We start from the raw sequence: 5858 nt of genomic DNA on the forward strand, positions 1-5858 counted from the left end.
CCATCAACTTCACGAGTAACATTTACTTTGTCGCCATCAACAACAACTTCAGAAGCAAACGTACCTTGAGGCATACCAGTCAATGCAGCAAGCATCTGACCAGTTTGGTTGTTATCAGAGTCGATAGACTGCTTACCAAGAATTACTAGCTGTGGCTCTTCTTTTTCAACAACAGACTTAAATAATTTTGCAGCTTGTAGAGACTGAACTTCTTCGTCAGTTTCAATCAGAATACCGCGATCCGCACCTAGCGCCAGGGCTGTACGAATTTGCTCTTGAGCAACTTTAGGACCAATAGAAACCACTACGATTTCACTTGCAACACCCTTCTCTTTCAAGCGAACCGCTTCTTCAACAGCGATTTCACAGAATGGGTTCATTGCCATTTTGATATTAGTAAGATCTACACCTGAATTATCAGGCTTAACTCGAACTTTGACGTTATAGTCAATAACTCGTTTAACAGCGACCAGAACCTTCATAGATTCCTCGTTAATTAACAATTGAATTTAGAGGTCTTATCATTCTTCAAAGTTTTACTTACCCAAGCATTCGCTAACTAATAAAAATTAACAATGACCGGTAAACCCTGAACAACGACCTAGATAGACCCAGATACAGGCGCGAAGCAAAAATATAATTTACACTACTTTAGTCCATTCGGGCTCTTAAGCGGTGTTTTATCAGCATTTAACCCTCGAAAAAACCAGCAAATACTCACTAGCCTTCCAAGATTAAATAAAATACAGCTTTCGCGAAGCGCATGATTCTGCCGATAAATCGCTTTTAGGTCAATAGTTGCACATTAAATCGCACCTATTTCAACACTCTTTTTCTATATTTTTATGCTCTAAATCAATTGCGAATACCAGGATAACAACTACCTTTTACATACATTGAATAAACAGGTAAAATTCAAACGTTTGTTTGAAACTCTCTTTGCAGCACAGGAAGCTAAAGTGGCTATATATTTAGTCAACATGCTAAAAGAGAGGTATTCATCACTACTTCCGTCACTGCCATATTGTGAATTAGCATAGTCAGAAAGACTGGGGGTGCGAATTTCAGCGAATAACTGTATAATTCGCGCGCCGTAAAAAAGCGGAAACTAAAAACTGCGCTCTGGTCCAGCTAAACAGGCTTAACATCAGGACGCTATATAACGTATATGCACGAGGAGACCTATTGTGGAACGTGAATCGATGGAGTTTGACGTACTCATTGTCGGCGGTGGCCCCGCTGGATTATCAGCAGCCTGTCGTCTAAGACAAATCGCTGAAGAGACTGGTAATGAAATCAGCGTATGCGTTGTAGAAAAAGGATCTGAGGTTGGCGCCCACATCCTGTCTGGCGCAGTTCTAGAACCAACAGCGTTAAATGAGCTGTTCCCTAATTGGAAAGAAATGGGCGCACCATTAAATACCGCTGTAACAGGTGATGAATTTTACTTCCTGACCAATCAGGAAAAGTCGGTAAAACTTCCAAACGCTTTTATCCCTAAACCTACACACAACGATGGCAACTATATTGTTAGCCTTGGCAACGTTTGCCGCTGGTTAGGCGAGCAAGCTGAAGGACTTGGCGTAGAAGTATACCCAGGCTTTGCTGCAGCAGAAGTTTTATACCATGAAGATGGTCGTGTAAAAGGTGTTGCTACTGGCGACATGGGCATCAGCGAAGACGGCCAACAAAAAGACTCTTACATGCCAGGCATGGAGTTACACGCTAAATACACAATGTTTGCTGAAGGTTGTCGTGGACATCTTGGCAAAGAAATCATCTCTAAGTTCAACCTAGATGAAGGAAAAGATCCTCAGCATTACGGTATCGGCATCAAGGAACTTTGGGATATCGACCCAGCTAAACACCGTGAAGGTACTGTTATGCACGGCCTGGGTTGGCCACTAAGCGAGTCTTCATCCACAGGCGGCTGGTTCCTTTACCACATTGAAAACAACCAAGTAGTACTCGGTTTAATTACTGACCTTAGCTATAGCAACCCACACGTATCACCTTTTGAAGAGATGCAACGTTGTAAGCTTAACCCTGTACTAAAAGATGCCTTAGAAGGCGGCAAGCGTGTTAGTTATGGCGCTCGAGCACTGATTAAAGGCGGCATCAATGCACTTCCCAAGATGTCATTCCCTGGCGGCATGTTAATTGGCTGTGACGCAGGAACAATGAACCCGCTGAAAATCAAAGGTTCTCACACAGCAATGAAGAGTGGCATGCTGGCTGCAGAAGCTGTTGCAGAGAAGCTTGCTGGCGGTGCAGAAGGCGAAGAAGCGACCAACTTTGAAGCGAAGTTCAAGAACAGCTGGCTACACGACGAACTGTACAACACGCGTAACTTCGTTGGCGTTATGCATAAGTTTGGCACTTACCTTGGTGCGGCTTATACATTTATCGACCAAAACATCTTTGGTGGTAAACTGCCTTTCAGCTTCAGCGATAAAACTTACGACCATGCTGCACTTAAGCCAGCAGCAGAATGCAAAAAGATCGACTACCCTAAGCCGGATAACAACATCACCTTTGACCGTCTTACTTCTGTATTCCTATCGAATACAAACCACGAAGAAGATCAAATGTGCCACTTAAAGCTTAAGGATGACTCTATCCCTCTTGGCCACAACCTGACTAAGTTTGATGAGCCTGCACAGCGTTATTGCCCAGCAGGTGTATATGAGATTGTAGAAGAAGATAACGGCGATAAGCGCTTCCAAATCAACTCTCAAAACTGTGTTCACTGTAAGACCTGTGATATCAAAGACCCTGCACAAAACATTACCTGGGTCACACCAGAAGGCGGCGGCGGTCCAAACTATCCGAATATGTAGATTCATATTCAAAGAAAAAGGCAGCCTAGGCTGCCTTTTTTATTTCCTTATGGGAAAGCGCTAACTAATGCAGCGACCCACCATCTGGCTGACCATCTTGAAGCGCAAGTTCTCTTCTTGCTCGCTCCATATCCAACTCATCAACGGGGCCACTCAAGTAATAAGGTAAGGTCGTCACACGCTGACTCAATTCTATCACTTTACTTTCAACCAAACGTTCAACTACTGAGTAAATAGTTTTCTCCAGGTTATCGGGAGGCGTCGAGTACTGAGCAGACAAGTGATCAATCAACTGCTGAAGGGTATGAAAGCCATCCGCTAACGAAACAACCAAACCTAGCCAGTCATCCAAAGGCGTTGTGTTGTCTATGTTTAAAATATCTACCAGAGCAACTCGCCCCTCTTTAGATGAGAAAGGTGCAATACGATAAAAAAACTGACTATTATCCATAAGTTCATATTCCAAGTAATCTTTGACGTATATTTAAACCTAATATCCACTNAACATATATACCCAATTTGAACCTTCACCTACCACCTCAGAACCTCAGTCTTCGAACACTGGTTCCTCAAACTCTTCAAACTCTTCAAACTCTTCAAACTCTTCAAACTCTTCAAACTCTTCAAACTCATAATGGTCTTTTTCATCCCTTTCATAATCAGATTACCGGCGACTCACCGTCCAAGAAATATAATAATCGATGGTATGGCAGAGCCTCTATACAGAGACTTATGGACAAAGGCTTCATGTTGGGCGCCAGCTATTACTTCAAGCAAGCATCTTCTATAACAAGAGAGCCGATCAGAAAGCTCGGATTGAGCACAACTTGGGTACCTAATCGAAAGCGCAGTTACAGCTTGCTCTCCGGATTTGGTTTGAGCGAATCCAGCTCAGACTGATCCCTGGGTATCCAAAGTAGCTTTAAGTTCTAAATTCAGTTGAGGTCCAAACAACTGAGCTCAACAAGGCAAAAATAAAAAACCCGCATAAGCGGGCTTTTGAATATCACATTAAGTTTGGCTTATTGCCAAATAATCTTCTGCTTACTGCCATACCATCCGTCTTGAGAAGGTGCGTAAACATCTTCGATTACATTACGCTTAATTTTCATTGTCGGCGTCAGGAACTCATTTTCAATCGTCCACTGCTGATTCACAACAACCATAAATTGCAGCGCCTCATGCGGGTCAACCGAAGCATTAACCTCTTTCATTAAGGCTTCCAATTCCGGCTCAACCTGCTTACGGAAAGACTCATCACCCTGCTTAGCAAAAGTTTCATCCGAAAGCATCAACAAAGCATAAGGCTGAGGCTGTTCAGCACCAGCAACACAGACCATCTCTAAAGAATCATGACCAACAATCTTGTTTTCAATTGGCGCTGGAGCAACATACTTACCTTTACTGGTCTTAAAGATTTCCTTAATACGACCAGTAATACGCAAGCGACCCATGCTATCAATTTCACCCTTATCACCAGTCAGCAAGAAGCCATCCTCGGTAAAGGTTTCTTTGGTCTTTTCTTCGTCTTTATAGTAGCCCATCATCGTAGCAGGGCTCTTGACCTCGATCTCACCAATTTCTGAAATACGCTGTTCAACACCCGGCATCGGCTCACCTACATAACCAACCTTTGAGCGGCCTGGCAATGAGATATGAGAATATGCAAAATTCTCAGACATACCGTAACCTTCTAGCAATTCCAGACCCAGGTTACGATACCAATTAATGATATCACCTGATAACGGCGCCGAACCACTTCCAGCAAAACGGCAGTATTCCAAGCCCAGAGCAGTCAATACTTTCTTCTTGACCAAACCAGACACAATTGGAATCTTAAGCAAACGATTTAGTTTCTTAGGAGGCATCTTCTTAAAGATACCTAGTTGGAACTTGGACCACAGGCGTGGAACAGAAATAAAGACCGTTGGTTTAGCACGACGCAAGTCGTCCAGGAAGGTATCCAAAGCATCAGCAAAAAATAACTGAGCACCTATATGGATAGAGGACTGCTCAACCGCAAAACGTTCAAACACGTGCGCCAGTGGCAAGTAAGATAACATTCTATCAGTAGGCTTTATATCCAAAGCTTGTGCAACACCGCTTGCTGCAATACCTAAGGCCTCAAATGACAACATAACGCCTTTTGGCTTGCCGGTTGAACCCGATGTATAAACAATCGTCGCTAACTCGTCAGCATCCCGAACAGTATCTTCTTGTATCGGAGCATGCTCAGCAACCAGGTTATCCCAGCTTGGGTAATCTGTTTTTGGACTTAGAGGATAAGAAACACAAGGTAAATCATCTGGCACACCAGGTTTCATCATTTCCCAGTCGTCCAGTTTACCAACAAATAACAACTGCGTTTCACTGTGCTCAAGGATATACTTAACCGTTTCAGCATTTAGCGTAGGGTAAAGAGGTACACATATATGACCCGCCATCCAGATCGCCAGATCACTCATGATCCAATGCGCACAGTTCTTCGAAAGAATACCGATTCGACTTTTTGGTGGTAAATCTAAAGATTTAATATAGCTAGCCATCCTTCTGGCCTCGCCAACTGCTCGGTTCCAGGTATATTCCTGAACCACGCCGTTACCCATTGGCTGAGTTAGATAAATATCATCCGCTTTTGCTTTTTCCCAGCGATATACCTGCTCAAGAGGCAGCTTTACTTTCTTCAAAGAGGTCATGGTGATGTCTGTAGCCCTATTGTATNTAGTTTAGAAATTCCGTCTTTCAACTTAGATTTATACCCGAAGCTGATCATAATAAAAGGTGTGAACAAAAATTAAAATAAAAAACTGTAAAACACCCGAAAAACTTAGTAATTTATGGCTCCTTTATGCAGATAGCCAATACTCACAACTACTCAGTAAACACATACGGAATGATCTGATTGTTTTTTGAGGTCTCATGAAAGCCGAAGTAACAGAAAACGACTCGGAGTCACGCTCCCATTCAATCAATAATAGTCAAAGCGTGCTATTCTGCAAGCAGTGCAAGCATGGCCAC

Annotated in this window: 3 protein-coding genes and 1 pseudogene; 1 reads left to right on the forward strand and 3 read right to left on the reverse strand. The window is 43.0% G+C overall.

The features are described from left to right. Positions 1-482: pseudogene (locus tag A3761_RS18735) on the reverse strand (electron transfer flavoprotein subunit beta/FixA family protein); the annotation flags it as partial. 705 nt (positions 483-1187) lie between these two features. Between A3761_RS18735 and A3761_RS18740 the strand changes: the two are divergent. Beyond that, positions 1188-2840 (forward strand): electron transfer flavoprotein-ubiquinone oxidoreductase, encoded by a 1653-nt coding sequence (locus A3761_RS18740; protein ID WP_068508388.1) that lies wholly within the window; start codon positions 1188-1190, stop codon positions 2838-2840. A gap of 64 nt (positions 2841-2904) precedes the next feature. Here the strand turns inward: A3761_RS18740 and A3761_RS18745 are convergent, their stop codons facing one another. Then, the gene (locus A3761_RS18745) at positions 2905-3291 is read right to left on the reverse strand and encodes a PqqD family protein (protein ID WP_068508390.1); all 387 of its coding nucleotides are present in this window, start codon (positions 3289-3291) and stop codon (positions 2905-2907) included. 571 nt (positions 3292-3862) lie between these two features. Next, positions 3863-5536, reverse strand: coding sequence for an AMP-binding protein (locus A3761_RS18750; protein ID WP_068508392.1), 1674 nt, complete (start codon positions 5534-5536; stop codon positions 3863-3865). Positions 5537-5858: the final 322 nt, after the last annotated feature.

The sequence above is a fragment of the Oleiphilus sp. HI0123 genome, assembly GCF_001635315.1.

Coding starts and splice junctions, on each gene's coding strand:
- A3761_RS18745 (WP_068508390.1), bottom strand. CDS start 3,291: ATGGATAATAGTCAGTTTTTTTATCGTATTGCACCTTTCTCATCTAAA.
- A3761_RS18750 (WP_068508392.1), bottom strand. CDS start 5,536: ATGACCTCTTTGAAGAAAGTAAAGCTGCCTCTTGAGCAGGTATATCGC.